The sequence below is a fragment of the Mogibacterium kristiansenii genome (genome assembly GCF_029224645.1).
GTDB lineage: Bacteria > Bacillota > Clostridia > Peptostreptococcales > Anaerovoracaceae > Mogibacterium_A > Mogibacterium_A kristiansenii.
In genome coordinates this window covers 1-24,347 of the sequence record NZ_JAQXUZ010000002.1, presented here as the reverse complement: position 1 = coordinate 24,347, position 24,347 = coordinate 1, and the positions used below count along the sequence as shown (strand labels likewise).

At 49.3% G+C, this 24,347-nt stretch carries 21 protein-coding genes, 6 tRNA genes and 1 riboswitch; of the genes, 24 read left to right on the top strand and 3 right to left on the bottom strand.

Going from position 1 to position 24,347, the window contains the following annotated elements; genetic code table 11:
- The first annotated feature begins 12 nt into the window (after positions 1-12).
- Together PUE40_RS00965 and PUE40_RS00960 are read left to right on the top strand one after the other, a co-directional pair.
- Positions 13-1,329, top strand: a complete 1,317-nt coding sequence (locus PUE40_RS00965; RefSeq protein ID WP_277671617.1) for a DNA-methyltransferase — start codon at positions 13-15, stop codon at positions 1,327-1,329.
- Complete coding sequence (locus PUE40_RS00960; RefSeq protein ID WP_277671616.1) at positions 1,304-2,203, top strand: YitT family protein; 900 nt, start codon at positions 1,304-1,306, stop codon at positions 2,201-2,203. The genes PUE40_RS00965 and PUE40_RS00960 overlap by 26 nt, the downstream gene beginning before the upstream one ends.
- A 33-nt stretch (positions 2,204-2,236) precedes the next feature.
- Here PUE40_RS00960 and PUE40_RS00955 read toward each other — a convergent pair whose 3' ends face one another.
- On the bottom strand, positions 2,237-3,364 hold the full coding sequence (locus tag PUE40_RS00955; RefSeq protein WP_277671615.1) for a ribonuclease H-like domain-containing protein: 1,128 nt from the start codon (positions 3,362-3,364) through the stop codon (positions 2,237-2,239).
- 201 nt (positions 3,365-3,565) lie between these two features.
- On the opposite strand from PUE40_RS00955, the gene PUE40_RS00950 reads away from it, so the two are divergent.
- The 14 genes from PUE40_RS00950 to PUE40_RS00885 all read left to right on the top strand — a co-directional run bounded on the left by PUE40_RS00950 (position 3,566) and on the right by PUE40_RS00885 (position 13,308).
- Positions 3,566-3,642 (top strand) — tRNA-Met (locus PUE40_RS00950).
- Positions 3,643-3,649: 7 nt separating this feature from the next.
- A tRNA-Val gene (locus tag PUE40_RS00945) sits at positions 3,650-3,725 on the top strand.
- Between the two features lie 7 nt (positions 3,726-3,732).
- Positions 3,733-3,809 (top strand) — tRNA-Asp (locus PUE40_RS00940).
- 7 nt (positions 3,810-3,816) lie between these two features.
- Positions 3,817-3,892: transfer RNA gene (locus PUE40_RS00935), tRNA-His, on the top strand.
- 33 nt (positions 3,893-3,925) lie between these two features.
- Positions 3,926-4,000 (top strand) — tRNA-Gln (locus PUE40_RS00930).
- 4 nt (positions 4,001-4,004) lie between these two features.
- Positions 4,005-4,078 (top strand) — tRNA-Cys (locus PUE40_RS00925).
- A gap of 128 nt (positions 4,079-4,206) precedes the next feature.
- A complete protein-coding gene (gene lgt / locus PUE40_RS00920; RefSeq protein WP_277671614.1) occupies positions 4,207-4,953 on the top strand; it encodes a prolipoprotein diacylglyceryl transferase in 747 nt (248 codons plus the stop codon).
- 89 nt (positions 4,954-5,042) lie between these two features.
- A complete protein-coding gene (gene ychF, locus PUE40_RS00915; protein ID WP_277671613.1) occupies positions 5,043-6,134 on the top strand; it encodes a redox-regulated ATPase YchF in 1,092 nt (363 codons plus the stop codon).
- Between the two features lie 299 nt (positions 6,135-6,433).
- Positions 6,434-7,546, top strand: coding sequence for an aminopeptidase (locus PUE40_RS00910; protein WP_154554330.1), 1,113 nt, complete (start codon positions 6,434-6,436; stop codon positions 7,544-7,546).
- A gap of 30 nt (positions 7,547-7,576) precedes the next feature.
- On the top strand, positions 7,577-8,308 hold the full coding sequence (locus PUE40_RS00905) for a DUF975 family protein (protein ID WP_277671612.1): 732 nt from the start codon (positions 7,577-7,579) through the stop codon (positions 8,306-8,308).
- Between the two features lie 36 nt (positions 8,309-8,344).
- The gene (locus PUE40_RS00900; RefSeq protein ID WP_277671611.1) at positions 8,345-9,715 is read left to right on the top strand and encodes a L,D-transpeptidase; all 1,371 of its coding nucleotides are present in this window, start codon (positions 8,345-8,347) and stop codon (positions 9,713-9,715) included.
- 38 nt (positions 9,716-9,753) lie between these two features.
- Complete coding sequence (locus PUE40_RS00895; RefSeq protein WP_277671610.1) at positions 9,754-11,421, top strand: histidine kinase N-terminal 7TM domain-containing protein; 1,668 nt, start codon at positions 9,754-9,756, stop codon at positions 11,419-11,421.
- Positions 11,418-12,692, top strand: coding sequence for a sensor histidine kinase (locus PUE40_RS00890; protein WP_277671609.1), 1,275 nt, complete (start codon positions 11,418-11,420; stop codon positions 12,690-12,692). The genes PUE40_RS00895 and PUE40_RS00890 overlap by 4 nt, the downstream gene beginning before the upstream one ends.
- Positions 12,685-13,308 (top strand): response regulator transcription factor, encoded by a 624-nt coding sequence (locus PUE40_RS00885; protein ID WP_154554335.1) that lies wholly within the window; start codon positions 12,685-12,687, stop codon positions 13,306-13,308. The genes PUE40_RS00890 and PUE40_RS00885 overlap by 8 nt, the downstream gene beginning before the upstream one ends.
- A 104-nt stretch (positions 13,309-13,412) precedes the next feature.
- Here the strand turns inward: PUE40_RS00885 and spoVG are convergent, their stop codons facing one another.
- Positions 13,413-13,724, bottom strand: a complete 312-nt coding sequence (spoVG, locus tag PUE40_RS00880; protein ID WP_277671608.1) for a septation regulator SpoVG — start codon at positions 13,722-13,724, stop codon at positions 13,413-13,415.
- 236 nt (positions 13,725-13,960) lie between these two features.
- On the opposite strand from spoVG, the gene murC reads away from it, so the two are divergent.
- Genes murC through PUE40_RS00845 form a run of 7 tightly spaced genes read left to right on the top strand, consistent with a single transcriptional unit; the run spans position 13,961 to position 22,585 of the window.
- Positions 13,961-15,352 carry a UDP-N-acetylmuramate--L-alanine ligase gene (murC, locus tag PUE40_RS00875; RefSeq protein WP_154554337.1) on the top strand — a complete coding sequence of 464 codons (1,392 nt, stop codon included), beginning with the start codon at positions 13,961-13,963 and terminating at the stop codon, positions 15,350-15,352.
- Positions 15,353-16,054 carry a DapH/DapD/GlmU-related protein gene (locus PUE40_RS00870; protein WP_154554338.1) on the top strand — a complete coding sequence of 234 codons (702 nt, stop codon included), beginning with the start codon at positions 15,353-15,355 and terminating at the stop codon, positions 16,052-16,054. It begins immediately after the preceding gene.
- Positions 16,055-16,108: 54 nt separating this feature from the next.
- Positions 16,109-17,059, top strand: a complete 951-nt coding sequence (locus PUE40_RS00865) for a ribose-phosphate diphosphokinase (protein ID WP_154554339.1) — start codon at positions 16,109-16,111, stop codon at positions 17,057-17,059.
- Between the two features lie 3 nt (positions 17,060-17,062).
- Positions 17,063-17,644 (top strand): aminoacyl-tRNA hydrolase, encoded by a 582-nt coding sequence (gene pth / locus PUE40_RS00860; protein WP_154554340.1) that lies wholly within the window; start codon positions 17,063-17,065, stop codon positions 17,642-17,644.
- Positions 17,634-20,990, top strand: coding sequence for a transcription-repair coupling factor (gene mfd / locus PUE40_RS00855; protein WP_277671607.1), 3,357 nt, complete (start codon positions 17,634-17,636; stop codon positions 20,988-20,990). Before pth ends, mfd begins: the two co-directional genes overlap by 11 nt.
- Positions 20,987-22,294, top strand: a complete 1,308-nt coding sequence (locus PUE40_RS00850; RefSeq protein ID WP_154554342.1) for an amidohydrolase — start codon at positions 20,987-20,989, stop codon at positions 22,292-22,294. The genes mfd and PUE40_RS00850 overlap by 4 nt, the downstream gene beginning before the upstream one ends.
- 48 nt (positions 22,295-22,342) lie before the next feature.
- Positions 22,343-22,585, top strand: a complete 243-nt coding sequence (locus tag PUE40_RS00845) for an RNA-binding S4 domain-containing protein (protein ID WP_154554343.1) — start codon at positions 22,343-22,345, stop codon at positions 22,583-22,585.
- A gap of 7 nt (positions 22,586-22,592) precedes the next feature.
- On the opposite strand, the gene PUE40_RS00840 is transcribed toward PUE40_RS00845, so the two are convergent.
- Positions 22,593-23,105, bottom strand: a complete 513-nt coding sequence (locus PUE40_RS00840) for a folate family ECF transporter S component (protein WP_154554344.1) — start codon at positions 23,103-23,105, stop codon at positions 22,593-22,595.
- 91 nt (positions 23,106-23,196) lie between these two features.
- Positions 23,197-23,289: riboswitch (THF riboswitch) on the bottom strand.
- 177 nt (positions 23,290-23,466) lie between these two features.
- Here PUE40_RS00840 and PUE40_RS00835 point away from each other — a divergent pair.
- Entirely contained in the window at positions 23,467-23,910 is a 444-nt protein-coding gene (locus PUE40_RS00835; RefSeq protein ID WP_154554345.1) for a LytTR family transcriptional regulator DNA-binding domain-containing protein, read from the top strand.
- Positions 23,911-24,347: the final 437 nt, after the last annotated feature.

The following is a 24,347-nucleotide window of genomic DNA, read 5'->3' as shown; positions in this document are numbered from 1 at the left end:
AGATATTAGAATATGAGTATATTAGCGGATTTACAGAATGGGCTGGAACAGGGAAAGATGCTGGCGGGAGCGAAGGCGGATGTCGTCTTCGACCGGGTGGCGCAGCACAATCCCATCCCCGATGAAGAGAGCCGAAACGCCTTGGTTCTGGGAGATAATTTGGCCTATATGCAGGGTCTTTTGGAAAATGGATATGAGGGTCGGTTTCGTCTGATTTACATCGATCCTCCTTTTTTTACCAAAAGCAAATTCAACGCCACCATCGACCTGAAGGACCGAACCGGGAAGAATCACAAAATCAAGCATTTGGCGTACGACGATACCTTTGAGCGAAGCCTGGAATGCTACGTGGAGAATATGACGGCACGGTTAATCCTCATGCGGAAGCTGCTGGCAGAGGACGGACTGATTTGGGTGCACCTGGATTGGCACTCCGCCCACTATATGAAGCTGATCATGGATGAGGTGTTCGGGACGAAAAATTTTCAGAACGAAATTATCTGGCAGTACAAATCCGGCGGCAGCGGAAAGAGGCATTTCTCTCGGAAACACGATACCATCCTGGTGTACAGCAAGACCGCCTATTACCACTTGAACGTGCCGAAGGAAAAATCCTACAACCGAGGGCTGAAGCCGTACCGTTTCAAAGGCGTGAAGGAGTACAAAGATGAGTACGGCTGGTATACCATGGTGAACATGAAGGATGTGTGGTCCATCGATATGGTGGGGCGGACCTCGGCGGAGCGAAACGGGTACGCGACCCAGAAGCCGACGGAGCTGCTGCGGCGGATTATCGAAGCCACCACGGAAGAAGGAGACTACTGTGCGGATTTCTTCTGCGGCTCCGGAACCCTTCCGGAGACGGCAGAGGCGCTGAACCGCCACTGGGTGGGCTGCGATACGGAGCCTTTGGCAATTTCCACTACTCGAAAAAGACTGGAGGCTCTGGAGGGAACATACGACTACTTCCGCCAGCGGACCGGAAACAAATACGGTTGGTTCTCGGTAGAAGTGGAGGATTCTGTTCCTTTAGAAAACGGCAAAAACATGTATACGTGCAAGGTCAATCAGTTCCGACCGGAAATCGATTACGGTCATATTCCGTTAAAGGATCGGGATTTGGCCATGAAAATAGGCATTGAAGCGCCGGAGCAATATATCGACCATGTGATGGTGGATCCGGATTACGACGGTACCTTCCGGGGGCGACCCCTTATCAGTGAAACTCCGAGTCAATTCCAATTCCAATCAAATGGGAATTATGCAATAATTCTGGTAGACGTGTTCGGAAAGGAATATTTCTATGATGGACGAAAAGAAAAGCGATAAGGGAAAGAAGTTTTTGCGTTCTGCGATTGTGGTGGTATGTTCCGCTTTTGCCGGTTCTGCCGCCCAGATTTTCGTGATGATTCCTAACGGACTGACCTCCGGCGGACTGCCGGGCATCGTGCGAATCATCACTCATTTTATGCCGTGGAACTATTCGCTGGTGTACTACTGCTTCGGCATGGCCGTGGTGGCATTGGTGTACTTCACCTTGGGGTGGAAGGATGTGCAGAAAATCATCGCCCTGTCCATCGCCTATCCGGTCATCATGTACGGCATGGAGCAGGTGGATTTCTGTCTGCTGTCCCACAAGGATCCGTTCCTGGCTTCCGTACTGGTGGGTGTGCTGTACGGCGCCGCCACCGGTATCGGTTACATCGACGGGTTTTCCTCCGGCGGCACGGATTCTATCGCTCGGGTCATCAAATTTCGGCTGATGAAACACGTTCCAATCGGGCGTATTATGCTTTTCCTGGACGGATCGGTCATCGTGATGTCCGCCTTCGTCTTTGACCGGAACGTGGCCTTCTATGCGTTGATTACTGTTTTTATCACCAGTAAAATAACGGAATCGATTCTTCTGGGTATTTCTGGGGTGCAGGTGTCCGTAGCGGTAATTACGAATGAGCCGCAGCTGCTGGTGGATTTCGTGATGCACGAGATGCACCGCGGTGTGACCACCTATACCTCCACCGGAGAATATACGAAAACGGAACGGAGGTCGGTGCAGATTATCTGTTCTCCGCGGGAGAGCTTGCAGATTAAAAGTTTTCTGGCGGAGCACGATGAGCACGCCTTTGTGACGGTGACAAAGCTGAGCAGCGTCTGGGGGCTGGGAAGGGGCTTCTCCGACATCCACGAGGTGGACAACAACTAGAATAGCGTGAATTAAAAACGCATCCGTACGGGATTAGAATGTACGGATGCGTTTTTCGATGTCTTCGGCGGTGAGCTGAGCCAGCATGTTGAGAGCGGAGTAGGAAAGATCGTCCCCCTCTTTGAGGATTAGATAGCCGTTCACGTATTCGCCCATCTGTTCCAAAACCTCCCGATGAGCTTCTCGAAGCTTCAAGCCGGAGACGTCTGCATACAGGGCATTATCGTAGGATTCCAGTGGCAGGGTAATCCGGTAGTCGGCGGTGCGTGCCCGAAATTCCCCTTGGAGAGGATTGTGGGCGTCCGGGAAAATCGATGCGTTCAGAGGGAACGGCAGTTCCTCTTCCCGGTAATACACCCGGGTGTTCACGTCCGGATTCATCGCCGTCATCTTCTCTACGGAGCAATGCTGAAGGCCGGACAGCTGAAGTTTGTTTCCGGAAATCTTCGGCCGCAGGGACAGACCGGCATTCGGGAGGAGCGGAAATCCGTAGTTGGCCTGGGCTTGATGAAAGTCCCCGTGAAGCAGGAGAGATTGTCCTTCGTCGGAAAACAGACGCCGCAGAATTCGGTAGAGCTGCACCACGTCCTCTCGGTTGTGGGTGAGAAGAACCTTCTCCAGCATCCCGCTGTGGCTTGTGACGTATTCGTAATAAAGGCGAACGCTTTCCCGGCCGGAGATGGCATCGATTCGGTCGGTTCCGATGTGAAAAAAATTCTCCACGGATTTCTGGGAGAGGGCGGACAGCTGTCCCGGAAGTCCGGTGTTCCGCCGAATCCAGGAGTACAGATCCAGGTTGTACATCTTAAGTGTAAAAGGAAAATGAAGGGCCTCCAGTCGCCGGTTCATAAAAGGAATATCGAAGGACGTACCGTTGTAGGTTATCAGGAAGTCCGTTTTTTGCTCATTCAGAAAATCCAAAGTAGCCCGGAGAACTCGGTCCTCTTCATAGGGATCTTCCGCCAGAAACTGAGTTACGGATATTTCATTTTCTCCCGACGGAATGAGCAGTGCCGTCATGATGACGCGGCTGGTATTCCGTCCGTTGGCGAAACCGGTGGTTTCGATATCGAAGATGCAGGGCTTGAGAGAATCATAGTATCGCCGGTACAGGGAACCGTTCAGTTCCGGCATTTTATATTTTCTGCAAAATTTTTTCAAAATACCCCTTCCTTTCCGGTGAATGAAGTGCTATAATGTCAGAGTTGCTTTCTGCAGAGAATTATAACACATCTGCAGCGGGCGGACAGGTCAAAATTTTGAAAACAAAAAAGTTTGAAAAAGTTATTGACATGAGCCCGATACTTTGCTATTATAATATGGCGACGTGAGTGAGAACGAAATTCACAAAGCAATGGAGATGGCGGCGTAGCTTAGTTGGCTATAGCGTTCGGTTCATACCCGAAAGGTCAGTGGTTCGAGTCCACTCGCCGCCACCACTAATGTGGACGCTTAGCTCAGCTGGGAGAGCATCTGCCTTACAAGCAGAGGGTCATAGGTTCGAGCCCTATAGCGTCCACCACATTTATGGCCGGGTAGTTCAGTTGGTTAGACTGCCAGCCTGTCACGCTGGAGGTCGACGGTTCGAGCCCGTTCCCGGTCGCCAAAATATGGTGGGTATCGTCAAGCGGTTAAGACCCAGGGTTGTGGCTCCTGTATGCGTGGGTTCGAATCCCACTACACACCCCATATAGAGGCTATGAAAAATTAATATTGTGTTGTTGGGGTATAGCCAAGTGGTAAGGCAATGGATTCTGATTCCATCATGCGCAGGTTCGAATCCTGCTACCCTAGCCAATTCGGCGACATAGCCAAGTGGTAAGGCTCGGGTCTGCAAAACCCTCATCCCCAGTTCGAATCTGGGTGTCGCCTCCACTACAAAAGAAGCGAGAAATCGCTTCTTTTGTTTTTTGCGATTTTTTACAGAATCCGTATGGAAATGCGAGAACAGAAATCGTAATATAACATGTAGAAAAACGAATGAAAAGAAAGGACGGAAGCGTATGGAATCACCCGGACCAATTGCTTTTACCATCGGCACGATGGAGATACGGTGGTATGGAATTCTGATTGCGACCGGCGCCATGCTGGCGACACTGCTGGCGTATAAGCGGGCGCCGAAGCGGGGGATACAGCCGGACGATGTGCTGGATCTGGTGCTGTGGACACTGCCGATCGGAATCATCGGCGCGCGGGTTTATTATGTAATCTTTTCGTGGAATACCCTGTATCGATACGATCCCATGGAGGCGTTCAACATTCGCGAAGGGGGACTGGCGATTCACGGCGGATTGATTTTCGGCCTGGCGACCGCCTGGGCGATCTGCCGAAAAAAGAACATTCCGTTCCTCTCCATGGCGGATCTGATCTTGCCGGGAGTGGCGTTGGCACAGTGTATCGGTCGTTGGGGAAATTTCTTCAACAGTGAGGCCTACGGCCGGCCTACCAATCTGCCGTGGGCGATTGTGGTGAACGGGCAGCACGTGCACCCTACGTTTTTGTACGAGTCCGTTTGGTGCGGACTTCTGTGCCTGTTCCTTCTCTATGTGGATAACCGGCATCGGCGATTTTCCGGTCAGATTATGTGCCTGTACGGAATCCTGTACTCGGCGGAACGTTTTTTTGTGGAATCCCTGCGGACGGACAGCCTGATGCTTGGGCCTTTTCGGCAGGCCATGGTGCTCAGCGCATTTGTTTTTGTGGGAAGCATCATTCTTTATGTTTTCCTGAAGAGACGAGAAGAAAATTGAAATTAAGTCTGTATGATGTTACAATAAGTATTTGCCGGGAAGAGAAGTGATTTCGGAAATACATGTGAATAAAGATTTTGAGGTGAAATATGAAATTAGGTATTGTGGGTCTCCCAAACGTGGGTAAAAGTACGCTGTTCAATGCGATTACGAAGGCCGGTGCGGAAGCGGCGAACTATCCGTTCTGCACCATCGAGCCGAACGTGGGCGTGGTGACGGTTCCGGATAAGAGACTGCAGGTGCTGCACGATATTTACAATTCGAAGAAGACCATTTACACCACCATCGAATTCTGCGACATTGCAGGTCTGGTGAAAGGTGCGTCCAAAGGAGAAGGATTGGGAAACAAGTTCCTGGGTCATATCCGGGAGGTTTCGGCAATCGTGCACGTGGTTCGCTGTTTTGAGAATGACAATATCGTTCATGTGAACGGTCATATCGATCCGCTGGAGGATATCGATACCATCAATACGGAGCTGATTTTTGCGGACCTGGAGGTTCTGGAGAGAGCCATCGCCCGGACGCAGAAGAACATGAAGGCGGACAAGAAGCTGGGATCCAAGCTGGCGATTCTGGAGCGGGCCAAGGAGTGGCTGGAAAGCGGAAAGAATATCCGTGCCATGGAAATGGATGAAGACGATCACGAGGTGCTGGATGAAATCGATTTGCTGACCTCGAAACCAATCATCTACGTAGCCAACGTGTCCGAGGATGAAGTGGCAGATACGGACAATCCGTATGTGAAGCAGGTTTCGGAACTGGCGGCGGCAGAAGGTGCACGCTGCGTACAGATTTGTGCGGAAATTGAGGCTGAAATGGCAGAGCTGGAGGATGAGGAACGGGATGCGTTCCTGGAGGATCTTGGTATCGAAGAGTCCGGTCTGGACAAGCTGATCAAGGCATCCTACTCGCTGTTGGATCTCATTTCCTACCTGACGGCAGGCGAACCGGAAGTTCGTGCGTGGACCATCAAGAGGGGCACCAAAGCGCCACAGGCAGCCGGAAAGATTCATACGGATTTCGAGAAAGGATTTATTCGGGCGGAAACCATCACCTACGACCAGCTGGTGGAATGCGGCGGCAATCTGGGAAAGGCCAGAGAAAAGGGCTTGATTCGCTCCGAAGGAAAGGATTATGTGGTACAGGACGGCGACGTCATCCACTTCCTGTTTAACGTGTAAACGGACGACACACAGAAGATTGCTGAAAATTATTTGCAAAACTGCTTGATTTTTGCAAAAGGATTGGTATAATGACTGTAGAGGTTATCCTTAATAATCTCTTTAATCTCTAGTCCCAATACCCTTTTTACGAAACAGACTGCTCCCCTGCAGTCTGTTTTATTTTTTGAAATTATTGCGTTCCGTAATGTGAACTTGAAGTGAATAATAATTTAGCACAAGTTGATAAAAAGGAATAACAGATATGGTATAATACAGGGTAATTTACGTATACAGAGAAAACTGGGAGGTGACCGGAAATGAACGATCCAAGGGATAACAAACTGGCACAAATGCTTGTGAATTATTCCGTCCGGATTCAGCCGGGAGAAAAAGTATTAATCGATTACACCGGGGAGGAGTGCGTTCCCCTGGTAAAAAGAATTGTGCGGGAAGTCTACGCTGCAGCGGGAGTTCCTTTTGTGAAATGCGATCATCCGATTGTCACTCGTGAATTCCTGATGGGATGCAGTGAGGAGCAGGTGAAAATTCAGGACGATGCGGATTTGTATCTGATGAAACAGATGGATGCCTATATCGGGATTCGGGCGGCGGCCAATGCGGCGGAGTTCAGCGATGTGCCGGCGGAGAAATACCACCTGTATGAAAAATACACGGCACCGAGCTTGAATGAACGGGTGGACCACACAAAGTGGGTGATTCTGAGATACCCGACACCGGCGATGGCGCAGCGCATGAACCGGAGCCAGGAGGCTTTCGAGGAATTCTACTACAACGTGTGCACTCTGAATTATTCCAAAATGAATCGCGCCATGGATGCGCTGAAGAAGCGGATGGATGAGACGGATCAAGTGAGAATCGTGGCACCGGGAACGGATGTGACCTTCTCCGTTAAAGGTATTCCTTCGGTGAAGTGTGCCGGTGAATGCAATATCCCGGACGGAGAGGTGTATACCGCACCGGTAAAGGATTCCATGAACGGCGTGATTACCTACAATACGCCGTCGGAGGAACAGGGATTCACCTTTGAAAATATCCGTTTTGAGATTAGAGATGGCAAGATTGTTCACGCCACCTGTAACGATGAGGAGCGGATCAACCGAATCCTAGATACGGATGCGGGCGCACGGTACTTTGGAGAATTTGCCATCGGGGTCAACCCATACGTGTTGCATCCCATGAAGGAAACCCTGTTTGACGAAAAGATCTGCGGAAGCATCCACCTGACGCCCGGAATGTGTTACGAGGATGCGCCCAATGGAAATGAATCGGCGGTTCACTGGGATTTGGTGCTGATTCAGCGAGCGGATTACGGCGGCGGTGAGATATGGTTCGACGGAGAGCTGATTCGGAAGGACGGAATCTTCCTGCCGGAGGATTTACGGTGCCTGAATCCGGAAAATCTTCAATAACTTTGAAATACGGAAGGATGGAAAGAATACATGTGGAATCGCGTTGAAGTGAAAGCAAAAGGAAAAGCCGGATTCAAAAGAAATTATTGGAATTGCGTCGTGGTATCGCTGCTTTTTACGTTGGTAAGCGGCGGACTTAGCGGCAACGAACAGCAAATTACCCGGCAGATTGAGGAGAATTACATGGACCCGGCCACACTCTTGGGATTCATCACCACGCCGAAGGTTATCGGCGGCGCCGCGGTGGGACTGGCTATCGGTATCCTGGTGTTCGGCGCATTAGAGGTGGGCTGCAGCCGGTTCTTCCTGCTGAATCAGCTTCAGCCGGCATCGGTTTCGGAGATGGGCTACGGCTTTAGTCACAATTACGGAAACAATGTGGGCACCATTCTGCTTCGGAATGTGTTCGTGATACTTGGAGTGATTCTCTTTATCATTCCGGGTGTGATTATGTCCTACCAGTACCGAATGGTTCCGTATATTCTCAGCGAGAAGCCGGAACTGGGACCAAGGGAAGCGTTGGATTACTCCAAGAAAATGATGGAGGGTCACAAATTGAATGCGTTCATCTACGACTTTTCCTTTATCGGCTGGATTCTGCTGTCGATGTGCACCCTGGGCATCGTGGGAATTTTCTTTGCGAACCCGTACAAGTATGCATCGGATGCAGAGCTGTACCTGGCCATCCGTTCCGGCGAAATCAAGACACGGGACACTTCGGAGGAGCCGGAAGATGTCCATGTGAATACGTTTGAACTGTAGTAATCAATCAATAATGTGTGCAGATAGGTAAATGTGATGCGAACAGAGAGAAATGAACAAGAGACTGTGAAGAAGGACGAAAAAAAGAACCGGCGAAAAAAGAAGATTGCCAGAGGCATTCTGGCAGTCGTTCTGGTAATCGGTGGCTTTGCCGCATACCGAATTTCAACGGTAAAAGAATTTCCGAACAATGCGAAGGTGGACGGGGTATCCGTTGGCGGATTGACCGTTCGGGAAGCAGAGGAAAAAATCAATCGGGAAGCAAATAAGGTTGAATTAAAGGAAGATGATCGGGATGCGGTAACCGTAAAAACCCAATTTAAGTACGAAATCAAGGATACGCTGAAGAACCGTCAGGCGCTGTCCGTGGTGGATCCGAGAAATTACATGGGCAGCGGTGCAAATTATACCGTGCCCCTAAAGGTGATCGGCGGAGAGAAGGAAACGGCGAAGCGGATTCGGAAGGCGATTCCGGATCACAAAGGAACCGTAGAAACAAAGGATGCCTATATCGACTACGAGACCATGCGGATTGTACGGGAAGTTCAGGGGGATACGCTGGATGTGGAAGCCTTGACGAAGGATGTGGCAGAGAACCGGGAACAGTCGCCGAACGAAATTGTTTTTACATTTAAAAGTAAAGACTACATCGCAACGCCAAAGGTGAAATTCGACGATCTCCAGAAGGAGCTGAAGTTTGCGAAATACTATCTGGCCGATGGATTGACTTTGCGGGCAGATTCCGGAGATACGGTGAAAATAACACCGAAACAGCTGTCGAAGGTGATTCTCTACACGGAGGATGGTCCGGAATACAGTGAAGAAGGCGCTCAGAAGGTGGCAAAGGAACTGGCGAAGAATTATTCCCAGGACGTGTACACGGTGGAGACGGAAGAAGGGGCGAAGAGCCTTATCAATTACGGAATCAAGAGCAGCGTGGATGAGAAGAAAACGGCGGAATCGATTCTGAAGGCTGCGAAGTCCAAAGAAAAAGGAATTTTGTATCTGAAAGCGTCCAATCAGGATTTAAGTACCCGGGTGGAGGTGAGCATCTCCGGTCAGAAGGTTTATTACGTTCAGAAGGGAAAGGTGAAGCTGAAGACGTCGGTGGTAACGGGAGGACCGAACCATGCGACCCCTCGGGGAATCTTCCGGCTAGCGTATAAGGAGCGCAATGTAACGCTGAAGGGATCCAACGGAGACGGAACGGATTATGCGTCTAAGGTAAGTTATTGGATGCCGTTCAACGGCGGCATCGGACTGCACGATGCGCCGTGGCGGAGCAGCTTCGGAGGCAGCATTTATCAGAGCGGCGGATCTCATGGCTGTGTCAATATGCCTCCGGCAAAGGCAAAGCAGCTGTTTGGATACATCGATGCGGGAACCCTGATATACGTGTATGACTGATAAAACCCGGTGACGGTGGTGACGGAAAGGAGTGCGGTATGAGGTCGGAGTATCCGCGCGGAATTCTGAAATTCGGAATTGCGGCGGCCATGATTGCGGTGGCCATGGTTTGCCGTTATCTGACTAAGACAGAGGATCTCAGCGACTTGGTGTGGAATGCCCTGTCGCTGCTTCGCACCGGAATTTACCTTTCGCTAATCTATATGTGGATGCTGTCCATTCGCTTTCGGATTCGTCAGAGTCAGGTTCGAAACTATCTGATGATGACCGGATTCCTGCTTCTGTTCTGGTTTGGATTGCGGACCTGCAAGTACAATTACGTGCACAGCATGAACGGCAGTTGCATCTGCTGGTACGGGTTCTATATCCCGATGGTACTCATTCCTCAGATGGCGGTTTTCGTTGCCTGTTGTCTGGGCAAAAGGGAGGATTACCGGATTCCGTGGGGATATCGCCTTCTGTACATTCCTTCCACCATCGCAATTGCTGTGGTTTTGACCAATTCCTTTCATCAAAAGGTGTTTATCTTTCCTCCGGGAGCGGAAAATCCGTTAGCGGATTACACCTATGGACCGGCGTACTACTGCGTCATCGGTTGGATTCTGGCGGAAGTGACACTGTTCTTTGCAATTTTATTTCTAAGGAGACACAGAAGTAAGCTGAGATGGCGAAACAGTATTGTATTCCTGCCGATTTTGGTGATGATTGGATATTCCATCCTCTATATTCGGAAGGCGCGCTTCATCTATTGGTTCGCGGGGGATATGACGGCCGCATTGACGGTAATGATACTGGCGACTTGGGAGCTCTGCATTGCGCTCTCCATTATCCCGTCCAACAGCAACCACGCCATGCTGTTCCGATATTCCACGGTGGGAGCCAAGATTACGGATTCGCAGCTGAATATCATCTACAGGTCCGAAGGGGCTCGGGTGCTCAACAAAAAAACGCTGTTGCAGGCACTGATTCGTCCCATTAACTTTGATAAATTTCGTTTGGCGGGAACGAAAATTCGAGGCGGATACGTATTCTGGAATGAGAATATTTCGGATGTTCGGAAAACGATGCAGGAACTGCAGAGCATTCGGGAGCAGTTGCGGGAGAAGAACCGGCTGTTGCAAAGCGAGGTGAAACTGCAGGAAGAAAAAGCGCGAATTAACGAACAGATTCGTTTGTACGATTCCATTCGGAGTGAAATCCACCCAAAGCTCAGTCAGTTGGAGACTCTGCTGGAACAGATGGATGTGGATTCCATTGAGGGGTGGATGCAAATCTGTGTGCTGGGAACCTATATTAAACGGAGGAGCAATCTAATTCTTCTGGGAGAGGAATCGGGTCAAATTCCGGTCCGAGAGCTGGAACTGTCCCTGCAGGAATCCATGGAGAATTTGAAATTATGTCGGGTTCCGGGAAATATGATTTGTCGAGGTGCCGGATATATCGATAAAGAAAATGCGGTGCGGTTATACGATGCGGCGGAATGGCTGTTGGAACAGGTTTGGAAGACCATTCGGGCGTTTATCATTACCGTGGCAATTCAAGACAACGCTGGGTATGTGGCGTTCAACGTAGACGGAACGCCGGACGTGCTGGGAGATGCGAAAACTGTTTTTATGGAAGAATTCGGTTTGCCTTGCGATATCCAGATTCAGGAGAGGGATATTCGGATTCGAGTGGAAGTGGGAACAGGAGGAACGGAACAATGAGTGGTTTCGGGGACTTCGGCACGATTGTTCAGTCGGTGGATTTGATTTTCATGTTTCTAAACTGGGCGACGAGCCTTTTCGTCGTAATCGGTGTATTGATGGCACGGGGAAAGCGGATGATGCGGGACTTGCTGATGGCACTGCTGCTCTTCGCCGTGGATTCCTGGTTTCTGCTGCTGTTTACCGGAGGCGTGGACATGGATTTTCCCAAGGCGTGGGTACTGATGCCGATTGTGCTGGCGGTTTTTATGAGCATGAAAACCGATCTCTACACCGCCCAATCCAGGAATCAGAAAATCAGCCGGTTCTCCATTCAGGAGAGTACCAATAAATTCCCAATCGGCTTGTGCTTCAGCCGACTGGATGGCCATCCCTATTTGGTGAATGCCCGGATGGATGAACTGAGCTATCGGATTGCCGATCAACCGGTGATGAATGCCAACGAATTCTTTGCTCAGGTGCAGGCGGGAAACCGGGAGGGCATTTGCCGAACGGAGAGAGACGGAATTCCCTTGCTGCGATTCCCGGATGGCCGCACATGGAGCTTTCAAAAGGAACTGTTGAAGACCGATGGGGAAGAGATTCTGCAGATTGTTGCAATCGATACCACGGAACTGGAGCTGCTTCTGGAGAAGCGGAGGAATGAGAACCGGAAATTAGAGGAAATCAATCACAGACTTCAGGAATACGGAACGTCGGTGGAATCTTTGGCGACGGCAAAGGAATGGCTGGATACGAAGATGCGGATTCATGACACAATCGGGCAGAATCTGATGGTAACTAAGTACCTGTTCTACGATAAGGGGGATGAGGCCCGGCGCGAAGCGATTCGCGAGAATTGGAAGAGAACGGTGAGAATGCTGCAGTACGACGAGGATGTGGTGGAACCGGATGACGGGATGAAGTACTTCCTGGATGCGGCCCGAAAAGTAGGCGTTGCGGTTCGTCTGGATGGGTCGATACCGAAAACACCGTCGGTTCGGGAGTTGATTGCCGCCAGCGGAATTCAAATGCTGACCAATGCGGTGCGCCATGCGGATGCCCGGGAACTGTGGGTGATTATCGAAGATGAACCCATGAATTACCGAATGCTTTTCTACAACGAGGTGAAGGAGGAAGCGAAGGTCGGTTCCGGCAACGTTGTTGAGGGCGGCGGCCTTTCGGGGCTTCGAAAGAAGGTGGAGGAACTGGGCGGAATAATGTCGGTTGCTTCCGGAGAATACTTCCAAGTTGAAATTATTATGCCAAAAGGAGGTCGCGACTATGTATAATGTAATGATTGTAGAAGACGATCCGATGGCGAGGCGCCTTCTGGAAATTATGGTAACTTCCGACGAGTCCTATCACTTGGCGGTATCGGTGGAAAGTGCTTCCGTTGCGGAAGTCTATTGCATGACGGAAGCCATCGATTTGATTCTGATGGATGTGTGCACCGCTCTCCATGCCAGCGGACTGGATGCAGCCATTAAGATTAAGAAGCTGTTTCCGCAGATTCGGATTATTATCATCACCAGCCTTCTGGAATGCAGTTTCATAGAACGCGCTCGAGAGGGCGGAGTGGACAGCTTCTGGTACAAAGATCCTTTTGAAAATAAACTGCTGGATATTATGAATCGGACTATGATGGGAGAATCCATCTACCCGGATCAAAGTCCTACTTCCAATATGGGACTAGCTACTAGCTCGGAGTTTACAGAAAGGGAATTGGATGTACTTCGGGAACTGATTAGCGGAGATACGGATGAGATGATTGCAGAGCGGTTGAACCTGTCGGTACATACCATAAAAAAACACGTAAAAAGCATGTTTCAGAAGACGGGCTGTACCACCCGAACTCAGCTTGCGGTGATGGCGCTGGAGAGCGGGATTGTGGTTCGCGGAATTTAGACAGAGAACGTCATAAAAATTAATTATAAGAATAATAAAAGGCGAGTACCTCAGCTCTCTTTAAAGCTGGAAGCACTCGCCTTTTCTCGTTTCTTGTTATGAAATTATTTTTCATCTTCCTGCAAGAGGGATTCTTCGAATCGATGATCCGATTCCTGTTCCTCCAACACCCGGTGGTATTCTTCAAAAATTGCGTCGCAAATTTTTTCGCGGGTCTTTGCAGTGAGGGGGTGAGCGATATCGCGGAAATCGCCATTTCCTAACCTCTTATTGGGCATGGCGATAAATTCGCCATTGCTTCCGTTGATGATCTTGATGTCGTGAACGACGAATTCGTTGTCGATTGTAATGGAAACGACGGCCTTCATCTTCTCATCATCGGTAATCTTTCGTATGCGTACGTCTGTAATTTTCATCAATAGCCTTCCTAATATGGATTGTTCCTACACGTTTTCCAACGATATTATATAACGACAGAACAAAAAAATCAATGGAATTCTAATCAGAGTGTTATATTTCTCAGTTCATTTTTTTAAAAGGGGTTTTAAAATGACAATTGAAAAAATGACCGGATTAAGGGGAGCCGTATTCTTGTATTACGGTGAAAAATACTCTATAATAATTCTGTATGATTCATCAGGAGGTGTGTTGATTGGAGAGCATTTCAAATTACAAAAGAATACATTGTCTCGGAATCGGCGGAATCGGACTTTCTGCGGTTGCCGAGATTCTACAGAATAACGGACATATCGTGTCCGGAACGGATTTAAATGAAACCGACGTGACCCGACATTTGGAAAGCGTGGGCATTCGCGTGGTGTATGAGCATCGTGCCGACAATGTGGACGGTGTGGATGCCGTCGTGTATTCCGCAGCGGTTTCGGCAGAGAAGCCGGAAATGGTTCGCGCGAAAGAACTGGGCATTCCATGTTTCAGCCGTGCAGAGGTTCTGGGAATGATTATGGAGCATTACAAGAACAGCGTGGCGATTTGTGGAACTCACGGAAAGACCACGGTAACATCCATGACTTCCCTGATTCTGCGGAACGCGAAGTACAAGCCGACGATTCTGGTTGGCGGAAATCTGGATGAGATTAACGGAAACGTGGAAATCGGGGAGAACGAGTACTTTGTCACAGAGGCCTGTGAGTACATGGACAGCTTCCTGCATCTGCGTCCTCGTATCGGGGTGCTGCTGAACATCGATTCCGATCATCTGGATTATTTCAAGAACATCAATAATATCAAGAAGTCCTTCCGTCAGTTCGTGGAGCAGATTCCGAAGGAGGGCGTGGTAATTGCCTTTGACGGAAATCCGTTTGTTCGGGACGTGCTTCAGGGTATGGAAAACCGAATTACCTATGGATATACGGAAAGCAGTGATTACTGCGCGGTGAACATTCAGTTCGATGATAACGGATTCCCGGAATACGACCTGCACTACAAGGGCGAGATGCTGTGCCACGTGCATCTCAGCGTGCCGGGCGAACACAACGTGCTGAATTCCATGGCCGCTTTTGCGACGGCACATTACCTTGGCGTGGATACGGAGGTCATTACGGACACCCTGCTTTCCTATCGAGGAACGCATCGCCGTTTTGATTTTACCGGCTATACTGAAATCGGTGCAAAAATAATCGACGATTATGCTCACCACCCGACGGAAATCAAGGCGACACTGAGTGCGGCAAAGAACATTCGCCACAACGATTTGTGGTGCATCTTCCAGCCTCACACGTACACCAGAACAAAAGCATTGTTCGATGATTTCGTGGATTCCTTCGGAATGGTGGATCATCTGATTATTACGGATATCTACGCTGCGAGGGAGAAGGATGTCTACAACGTATCTTCTCAGAAGCTGGAGGAGGCCATGCAGGAGAAACATCCGGATAAGGATATTCGATACATGGGCGATTTTGAAAGCATTGCAGAATATGTTGGTAAAAATGCCGGAAAAGATGATATCATTATTACGATGGGTGCCGGTGATGTCTACAAGATCGGAAAGATGCTGCGCACCGATGAGAGCAAAGGAGAATAGATGAATTTTGAAGAGTATCGTTCCCGGGAAAGCGAGCGAATTCAGGCGAACCGGAAACGTATGGAAGAAGACGGAGTCATTTTTCAAGATATTTACAACGCGTATATCGACGACTCTGTGGTAATTGAAGAAGGAGCTTTTATCGCCTGCAATGTTACCCTGAAAGGAAATACTGTAATCCATCGGGAGGCATTTATCGGACAGTCCTCTTACCTGGAGAATGCAGAAATCGGTGCCGGAACGAAGGTTCAGACCTCATACATTCTGGACAGTAAGGTGGGAGAGAACACCACGGTGGGACCTTTTGCCTATATTCGTCCGGGAAGCGTAATCGGCAATGAATGTAAGGTGGGCGACTTCGTGGAAGTGAAGAATTCCACTTTCGGCGACGGGAGCAAATCCTCTCATTTAACCTATATCGGTGATGCGGATGTCGGAAAGAATGTAAATCTGGGTTGCGGCGTGGTATTCGTGAACTACGACGGCGCGAAGAAATATCGCTCAAAGGTGGGAGATGACAGCTTTATCGGCTGCAATTCGAACCTGGTTGCACCGGTAAACGTGGGCGACGGTGTCTATGTGGCAGCGGCAACCACCATAACGGAAGACGTTCCTTCCGATGCGCTTTGCATTGGACGCGTTCGCGCGGAGAATAAAGAAGGCTGGGTATCCAAGAGAAAGATTCTCAAGAAGGACCAGTAGGACAATCGTTACTTAATTTTTTATTTCTAATATATGCTTAGGGGGTATATACACATGGAAACAAAGGCTTTTTCCAACATGAAACTTTTCGCATGCAACTCGCATCCGGAGTTGGCAAAGGAAATTGCAGATCTGATGGGCGTAGAACTGGGAAAGGCAACCGTTAGCAAGTTCAGCGACGGTGAGATTTCTGTCAGCATCTGGGAGTCCGTTCGTGACAAGGATGTATTCATCATTCAGTCTACCGGAAATCCGGTAAACGACAATCTGATGGAACTCCTGATCATGGTGGATGCCATGAAGAGAGCGTCTGCAGGCAGCATCAATGCGGTAATTCCGTATTACGGTTATGCTCGTCAGGACAGAAAAGCAAAGGCCAGAGATCCGATTACGGCAAAGCTGGTGGCAGACCTGCTGGTAGCAGCCGGTGTGGACCGGGTGATCACCATGGATCTTCACGCAAACCAGATTCAGGGATATTTCGACATTCCGGTAGACCATATGATCGGACTGCCGACTCTGACGGAATACTTCATTAAGAAGGAGATGGAAGACGTCGTTATCGTATCTCCGGACCACGGAAGCGTACCGAGAGCAAGAAACATGGCAGAGCGCATGAACTGCCCGATTGCGATCGTGGACAAGAGAAGACCGGAGCCGAACAAGAGCGAAATCATGAACATCATCGGAGATATCAAGGGTAAGAACTGTATCATTCTCGATGATATGATCGATACCGCAGGAACCATCACCAATGCGGCAAATGCCATCAAGGACATGGGCGCAAAAGAAGTATACGCATGTGCTACCCACGGCGTACTGTCCGGTCCGGCTATCGAGAGATTGGAAAAAAGTGCGATTAAGGAACTGGTAATTCTGAACACATTGCCGATTCCGGAAGAGAAGAAAATTGACAAGATGACCATTCTCTCCGCTGCACCGATTTTCGCTGAAACGATTTCCAGAGTATATACGCACGGTTCTGTCAGTGCAATGTTTAACTAATCCATGTATATCATTGTAGGACTAGGTAATCCGGGCTCAAAGTATGAGAACACAAGACACAATATGGGGTTCAAGGCCATCGATGCCATGGCATCGGAATTCGGAATTGATGTGAATCGGGCCAAATTCAAAGGCTTAATCGGAGAGGGACGCATCGGAAGCGAAAAGGTAATTTTACTGAAGCCTCAGACCTATATGAACCTCAGCGGGCAGTCGGTTCGGGAGATTATGAATTTCTATAAAATCCCGGAAGAGAATTTAATCGTAATTTACGATGATTTCGATCTGCCCATCGGGTCGATTCGTGTTCGAAAAAGCGGCGGTCCCGGAACACATAATGGAATGAAGTCCGTGATTCAGGAACTGGGATCTCGGAAATTCCCCCGGGTTCGGGTGGGAATCGGCAGCAGTGACGGTTCCACCATCCAATTTGTCATTGGAAAAGTGGGGAAGGATGAACAGCAAATTCTGAACGAAGCGGCAGAGGCAGCAGCATCTGCGGCAGCGGATATTATTCGCATTGGAATTGAAAATGCGATGAACATCCATAATACAAGAAAGAGCGAAAAAAAGGATGATCATTAACTTCACAGGGGTAAGCGGCAGTCGTGTCGCTTACCTCGCTTCCAAAGAAATAAAGAATTACAACTCAACATTAATCGTGGTATCTTCCGGCCTTGTTGCGGACAGGCTCAGGGAAGATATTTCTTTTTTTGTACCCGATATTTCGGTTCAGGCACTTCCGGAAAAAGAAGATTTTCATTTTCTCTACGAAGCCCGAGACAAGGACGAATTGGTGCGGCGAATTCGCGGCATGGAGTCATTGGTGGGAACTTCCCACGATGTTGTTATCGTGCCGATTTCCGCCTTGCTTCCGCCGGTGGATGAAAAAGCGCATTTTCTGAAGTATCGGCGAATGCTCCGGCTGGGGGATGAGGTGGATCCGGATGAGCTGAAGAACTTTCTGGTTCAAGCCGGATACGAGTACAACAGCGTTACCTCCGCCCCCGGAGAATTCAGCGGACGAGGCGATATCATTGATGTATATTCCCCTTCCATGGAGAACCCGGTGCGAATCGAATTCTTCGATACGGAAATCGACTCCCTGCGAACTTTCGATTCCGTTTCCCAGCGATCCGTAGAGTCCATTTCGCAATTCCAAATCGTCCCGGCGGTGGAATTCATGCCGGAACCGGAAGCGGTGGAGAAAGCCTTAGTGCGGATTGAAAAAGAGTACCGGAAGCGAATTGACGAGCTGAAGGAGCAGCGGGAAAAAGAAAATCTGAAAGACGGCCGAATCGAACGGTATGAAGAGGAGTTGGGCCGCGTCCGAGAGATGTTCCGCAACCGCACCAACCTGCCGATTTTTTCGGAATACATATCCTATTTTGATGTGCCGGAAACCCGGATGTGGAACTATATGGACAACGGTTTGGTGCTGGTGTACGACCCGGCCCGAATCGGAGAAGCCATTCCGGAATATCAGGACAAGGATTCCTTCCTTCGGATGTACCGGGAGTGTGAGAATATTCGGATTACCACTCCTTTTCCGGAGCGTATCGAAGGCGTGGACCGGCTGGATGAAATTCAAAATATTGAAAGCCGTCCGGTGGCACCCTTTAACGGACAGCTGCAGATGCTGGCCTCCTCTGTCAAGGGGTATCTGAAGAAGGGCTATGAAGTGCACCTGGTGTCCTCCACGGAAGAACGGGGAGCTCGGCTGCGGGAATACCTGGACGAAGGGGGCATTCACGGAAATCTTTTATACGATACCGGAAACTTAAGCGCCGGACTAATTCTGGAAGAAGAACGATTATGTTATATTTCGGAAAATGATATTTTTCCGGGACAGAAGAAAGCCCTTCGCCGAAAGAAAAAGAAATCTCCGTCTATCGATTTCTCGGATCTTCAGAAGGGCGATTTCGTGGTACACGAGGTTCACGGAATCGGTCGATTCGAAGGAATCAAGACGCTGGAGACGGACGGAGAAGCGAAGGATTATCTGAAAATTCATTACGCCGGATCGGATGTGTTGTACATTCCGACGGAGCAGCTGGATATCATTCAGCGGTATATCGGAAATGAAGGAAATGCACCGCGCCTGTCGAAGCTTTCCGGCGGAGAATGGCGGCGTACCCGGGATCGGGTTCGAAAATCCGTCATGGAAATTGCGGAGGATCTAGTGAAACTCTATGCGGAGCGGGAAGCGGCCGGTGGATATGCCTTTTCCAAAGACACGGTGTGGCAGCGGGAATTCGAGGATGATTTTCCGTACACGGAAACGGAAGATCAGCTGCAGGCCATTGCGGAAATCAAGGAAGATATGGAGAAACCGCTGCCGATGGATCGCCTGCTTTGCGGTGATGTGGGGTACGGAAAGACGGAAGTGGCGGCTCGGGCGATTTTCAAGTGCATTTCCGAAGGACGTCAGGCGGTTCTGCTGGCACCCACCACTTTGTTGGCGGATCAGCATTACCATACCCTAAAGGCGCGTTTTGAGAAATTCCCTTTTGAAATTGAAATGCTCTCCCGTTTCCGAACGGATGCGGAACAGACGAAGATTATCGAAAAGCTGAAAAAAGGAACCTTGGATCTGGTCATCGGAACTCACCGAGTGCTGTCCGATGATGTGAAGTACAAGGATTTGGGATTGCTGGTCATCGATGAAGAGCAGCGCTTCGGCGTGAAGCACAAGGAAAAAATCAAGATGCTGCGGAAGAACATCGATGTACTGACCCTGTCGGCCACACCGATTCCGCGGACGCTGAACATGTCTTTAACCGGAATTAAGAATATCAGCACCATCGAGGAACCGCCGCAGGATCGTCTTCCGGTGCAGACTTACGTGACGCCGGAAGATGAAACCCTGATTCAGGAAGTCATCGAACGGGAACTGAACCGAAACGGTCAGGTGTTCGTCATCTACAATCGGATTAAAGGCATTCGAAAAGTGGCGGAGACCATTCAGGAATTGGTGCCTCAGGCACGGGTTGGCGTCGGTCACGGACGGCTGGATGAGCGAAGCTTGGAGAACGTGATGGTGGATTTCGTGGAGCATCGTACGGACGTACTGGTATCCACCACGATTATCGAAACGGGAATCGACATTCCAAATGCCAACACCATCATCATCCTGGATGCGGACCGAATGGGTCTGTCTCAGCTGTATCAGCTCCGAGGCCGCGTAGGCCGATCCGATACCCTGGCGTACGCATATCTGACCTATAAGCCGGAGAAGGTCCTTACGGAGATTGCCCGGAAACGATTGGCGGCCATTCGGGAATTCACGGAATTCGGTGCGGGCTTCAAGTTGGCCATGCGAGATCTGGAACTTCGCGGTGCCGGAAACGTGCTGGGAGAAGCGCAGCACGGTCACATTGAAGGTATCGGATACGAGCTGTACTGCAAGGAAATCGAACGGGCGGTCAGCCGCTTGAAAGGGGAGGATGTGACCGAAAGCCGTTCGGAGAGCACCTTGGAGTTCAACGTACCGGCACGGATTCCGAAGCAGTATATCGGAGACGAAACCCTCAAGCTTCAGGCGTACAAAAAGATTGCCCAGATTGAGACGGAAGAAGATGCAGATGATGTAATGGAAGAGATGATGGATCGGTATGGAGATATGCCGGAGGTCATGGTGAATCTGATTCGGATTGCGGAAATCCGAAGCGCATCGGAACGCCTGGGTATTGAAATCCTGAAACAACTGGGTAATCGGGTGCAGATCACATTCTACGAAACGAACCGCATAACGGCCTACGGGCTTGTTATGGCCACTCAGGCGCTGGGGAAAAAATTGACGATTCAGAGCGGAAAAATACCGTCGCTGAGCCTGTTCGTGGGTACGAACGACGTGTTAAAGCAGGTGTTAACGCTTCTTCGAATTCTGCAGAAAAAAGAACCGGAAGAGCAAAAGGAGGAACTCAGATGATTTTTGAAAAAATTGGATTGATCGATTCGTCATTTCAGTATCAGTCGGATATGACCGTTGTAACCAAAGGTAATCGGATTGTCTATATCGGTTCCGAAAAACCTTCGGAGGAAATCACCCGTGAAGGCGGCCCGGTCTATGACGGAACGGGAAAAGTACTTTTGCCGGGATTCTACAATGCCCACGGCCATTCCCCCATGTGTTTGATGCGAGGCTATGGAGAGAACCTTCCGCTGGATGAGTGGCTGAACAACCGGATTTTCCCTTTTGAGGCGAAGTTGTACCGCAAGGGCGTGTATTGGAGCACCCTCCTGACCATGGCAGAATCCATCCGTTACGGCATCGTTTCCACCTCGGATATGTATATGTTCTGCGATGATATGATTCGCAGCATTTCGGAAAGCGGAATGAAGAGCAACATCTGCCATTCCGTAACGAATTTCACCGGAGCGGCGCCGGAAAAGAATCCTTCCTTCAAGAACATGAAGGATTTGATTCTCATGTACGACGGATTTGAAGATGGTCGGATTCACACCGATGCCTGCCTTCATGCAGAATACACGAACGATGAGCAGACCGTTCGGGCGGTGGCGGAAGTTGCCCGGGAGTTCGGCGTTCCGATTCAGGTGCACGTGTCGGAAACGGAGAAAGAGACGCGGGAATGCATGGAGCGCCACGGCGGACGCACCCCGGTAAAATACCTGTCGGACATGGGATTCTTCGATTCTCCGGTGACGGCGGCCCATTGCGTGTGGCTGAACGACGAGGATCGGCAGATTCTGGCAGAGGGAAAAGCCACGGTTGCGGTGAATGCCACCAGCAATCTGAAACTGGGCAGCGGAATTTGCGACACGCCAAAACTCCTGAAGGCGGGGGTGTCGCTTGCTCTCGGTACCGACAGCGTTGCCAGCAACAACAATCTGGACTTCTTCGAAGAGATGAAGCTCTTCGCCCTTCTGGAAAAAATAAAAGGCGGCGCGGATACCATCGTCCGGCCGGAAGATGTGCTGTATGCGGCCACCAGAGCCGGCGCCCTGTCTCAGGGTCGGGAGGATTGCGGCCTGATTCAGGAAGGATTCAAGGCGGACCTGATTGTGGTGGATGCGGATGTGCCGAACATGCAGCCGGTGCACAGCATGCTGAACAACCTTGTGTACTCCGCGTCCGGCAAAGATGTGCGGCTCACCATGGTGGATGGAAAGGTGCTGTATCAGGATGGAGAATATACCACCATTGACTTGGAAAAGGTAATGACGGAAACCGATAACGCTCGGAAAAAGATACTGAACAGCCTGAATCGGTAGACCGAGCCAAACGAATCTTTTTTTACCGGAAAAAGAATAGGAGAAAAAATGCGACTGGATAAATTTTTGAAGATTTCTAGAATTATAAAAAGAAGAACGGTAGCGAAGGAAGCCTGCGAGCAGGGCCGCGTTCAGGTGAACGGAAAAGTGGCCAAGCCGGGGGTGGAAGTGAAGGTGGACGACCTTATCACGGTAACCTTTGGAACCAGCGAATTGACGGTACAGGTCAAAAAACTAACCGAGTCCTGCAAGAAACAGGACTCGGAAGGGATGTACGAAATAATCAGCTAAATGCCCTTTAAGCTGCCGGTCGGTAAATTTGCCGGGTTGCTTTGCTCAGCACGAGAATCAGTGCGGTGTCGATTGGCACGCAAAGGAGCTCTTTGACGAATCTGGCCGGCAGCATTGCCATGTAGCCTTTGCCCAGGATAATGGTGAGCCAGAAGGTATTCACCAGAAGATTGATGCCCAATACCACTGTGATGACGGCTGCAAGACTCGTTCCCACTGTCACCTTGCGTTTGTGCAGGAAAAGGCCGTAGATGATGCCTGTGAGGCAGGCGGAAACCGTGAAGCCCGGGAAGTAGGCGCCGGTTGGAAAAATGAGGCTTCCCAGAATGTCGGCCAGCGCGTAGGCGCCGCCGCCCCATATTGGACCGTAGTACATTGCGACGATTACCATCGGCAGAAAGCCGAAACTGATTCGGAGCATCGGCGTGCTGATGCCCACGAAGCGGGTCAAGATGACTTCCAGCGCAATGAGAATGGCGGTAATAACGAGCTTTTCAGTGTTTGTTCTTTTTCTTTCCATTAAAAAATCTCCTTAAGATTATAATAAAAGAAGTAACGTAAACTGCTGGTATTATAATCAGGAGATTCTATATTTCCTCTATAATATTTGCAGTAGTGGATGCAATATCAAACCGCAACATGTCGTTTTCGGTCACAGACAACATCCCATTCTGTGAAACTTAACGCTTGATATTTACTCTACCGTCCTCGAATATACCACAAAAGGTACAATGGAACAACCGCAAAATTGCATTTTCGAAAATCTCGATTTTTCTCGATTTTTTAGGGATATGATTTTATCCTCTTTCGTATTAGAATGAAAATACTTCATGAAGCAGGAAAAGAGAGTGTAGAGTGATGATATTCCAGGGGGGAGAAATATGGAAAAAGACGGTAATGGAAGCAAGGACGTAATCCCGATTATAACGAAAGAGCGATACTGCAAGATAAAGGTGGATGAAATTGAATTCATCGAACAGATTGAGAGCATGCTCCATATCATGACTATTGAGCATCAGGAGTACATCTTCCGGGGAAAAATAGAGGACATTGTGCCGATTATTTCCGGGAAAAGCTTCTATCGGGTGATGAAGAAGCTGGTGGTGAATTTTGATAATGTACAGAACATGGGTAAAAGCACTATGAATTTCGTCTCCGGCATTACGTACGGAATCGGACGGAACAATTTTCTGAAGGCTCGGCGGGCATATAAAAACTATCTGTATGGGTATCCGCCGTTTCTGGGAAGGGAAGAACGTCACGGGAGCAATGTAGCGGAAACCTTTGAATATCAAGGTAGAGAGGAGGATATGGAGGAGGAATAAAATAAAATTAAAAAAGTTCTTGCTTTTTGGTTGCAGCAGCAGTATAATAAAAAAGCTCTCAGGAAAAATATTCATGAGAGAAGCGCTGAAAGGCTGAAACAAAACTTTTTAAAAAAAATTAAAAAGTGCTTGACAACGCCTTGAAGGTGCGATATACTAAATGAGCTGTTTCACTTGAGACAGCGAGAACCTTGAAAACTTCATAGTGCAGAACCGGTCAAAGACGGAACACATTTCGATGGAGATTCTGTCTAAGATCAGTATAAGAGACAAACGATGTACAAATGATTTTCGAATCATACACTGTAATCGGATGTCCCTGTACAATTCTAAACACAAACAATAATGATTCGGAAACGAGTCGAGACGCGAACGCGTCATCTTAAATCAGGATTGATTTGAACAGCGAAAGCTGAACAGATACTATTTTATAAAGA

Excerpts from the sequence above, each read along its gene's own strand:
- pth (WP_154554340.1), top strand. The coding sequence starts at position 17,063 with ATGTATATCATTGTAGGACTAGGTAATCCGGGCTCAAAGTATGAGAAC.
- ychF (WP_277671613.1), top strand. The coding sequence starts at position 5,043 with ATGAAATTAGGTATTGTGGGTCTCCCAAACGTGGGTAAAAGTACGCTG.
- PUE40_RS00850 (WP_154554342.1), top strand. The coding sequence starts at position 20,987 with ATGATTTTTGAAAAAATTGGATTGATCGATTCGTCATTTCAGTATCAG.
- PUE40_RS00965 (WP_277671617.1), top strand. The coding sequence starts at position 13 with ATGAGTATATTAGCGGATTTACAGAATGGGCTGGAACAGGGAAAGATG.
- PUE40_RS00885 (WP_154554335.1), top strand. The coding sequence starts at position 12,685 with ATGTATAATGTAATGATTGTAGAAGACGATCCGATGGCGAGGCGCCTT.
- PUE40_RS00840 (WP_154554344.1), bottom strand. The coding sequence starts at position 23,105 with ATGGAAAGAAAAAGAACAAACACTGAAAAGCTCGTTATTACCGCCATT.
- PUE40_RS00960 (WP_277671616.1), top strand. The coding sequence starts at position 1,304 with ATGATGGACGAAAAGAAAAGCGATAAGGGAAAGAAGTTTTTGCGTTCT.
- PUE40_RS00870 (WP_154554338.1), top strand. The coding sequence starts at position 15,353 with ATGAATTTTGAAGAGTATCGTTCCCGGGAAAGCGAGCGAATTCAGGCG.
- PUE40_RS00890 (WP_277671609.1), top strand. The coding sequence starts at position 11,418 with ATGAGTGGTTTCGGGGACTTCGGCACGATTGTTCAGTCGGTGGATTTG.
- PUE40_RS00845 (WP_154554343.1), top strand. The coding sequence starts at position 22,343 with ATGCGACTGGATAAATTTTTGAAGATTTCTAGAATTATAAAAAGAAGA.
- PUE40_RS00900 (WP_277671611.1), top strand. The coding sequence starts at position 8,345 with ATGCGAACAGAGAGAAATGAACAAGAGACTGTGAAGAAGGACGAAAAA.
- mfd (WP_277671607.1), top strand. The coding sequence starts at position 17,634 with ATGATCATTAACTTCACAGGGGTAAGCGGCAGTCGTGTCGCTTACCTC.
- PUE40_RS00835 (WP_154554345.1), top strand. The coding sequence starts at position 23,467 with ATGGAAAAAGACGGTAATGGAAGCAAGGACGTAATCCCGATTATAACG.
- lgt (WP_277671614.1), top strand. The coding sequence starts at position 4,207 with ATGGAATCACCCGGACCAATTGCTTTTACCATCGGCACGATGGAGATA.
- spoVG (WP_277671608.1), bottom strand. The coding sequence starts at position 13,724 with ATGAAAATTACAGACGTACGCATACGAAAGATTACCGATGATGAGAAG.
- PUE40_RS00910 (WP_154554330.1), top strand. The coding sequence starts at position 6,434 with ATGAACGATCCAAGGGATAACAAACTGGCACAAATGCTTGTGAATTAT.
- PUE40_RS00895 (WP_277671610.1), top strand. The coding sequence starts at position 9,754 with ATGAGGTCGGAGTATCCGCGCGGAATTCTGAAATTCGGAATTGCGGCG.
- PUE40_RS00905 (WP_277671612.1), top strand. The coding sequence starts at position 7,577 with ATGTGGAATCGCGTTGAAGTGAAAGCAAAAGGAAAAGCCGGATTCAAA.
- PUE40_RS00865 (WP_154554339.1), top strand. The coding sequence starts at position 16,109 with ATGGAAACAAAGGCTTTTTCCAACATGAAACTTTTCGCATGCAACTCG.